Genomic DNA, 284 nt, shown 5'->3' on the forward strand with positions numbered 1-284 from the left:
TACTGTCTCAAATAGTTTGACACGCTCCGTAGCCTTGGAAAGATTATGGATGAAGCAAAAAAATAAGTTGCTCAGTGTTCTCTCAGATGCTGAGCAAGAAGCCCTGTACGGCCTGCCAGATTTCGACGATGCACAACGGATGGAATACCTTGCATTGACGGAAACCGAATTGGCGCTCGCCAGTAGCCGGCCAGGCCTGCCTGCCCAGGTCTATTGCGTCTTGCAGATCGGCTACTTCAAGGCCAAGCAGTCCTTCTTCCGCTTCGACTGGACCGATGTCGATG

At 51.8% G+C, this 284-nt stretch carries 1 protein-coding gene; it reads left to right on the forward strand.

All coding sequences use genetic code 11. The features are described 5' to 3' along the window. Positions 1-49: 49 nt before the first annotated feature. The coding region (locus tag F2P45_RS35190) for a DUF4158 domain-containing protein (protein ID WP_166882765.1) at positions 50-284 on the forward strand (235 nt) is incomplete at its 3' end.

Origin of the sequence: Massilia mucilaginosa (assembly GCF_011682145.1) — a bacterium.
GTDB lineage: Bacteria > Pseudomonadota > Gammaproteobacteria > Burkholderiales > Burkholderiaceae_D > Telluria_A > Telluria_A mucilaginosa.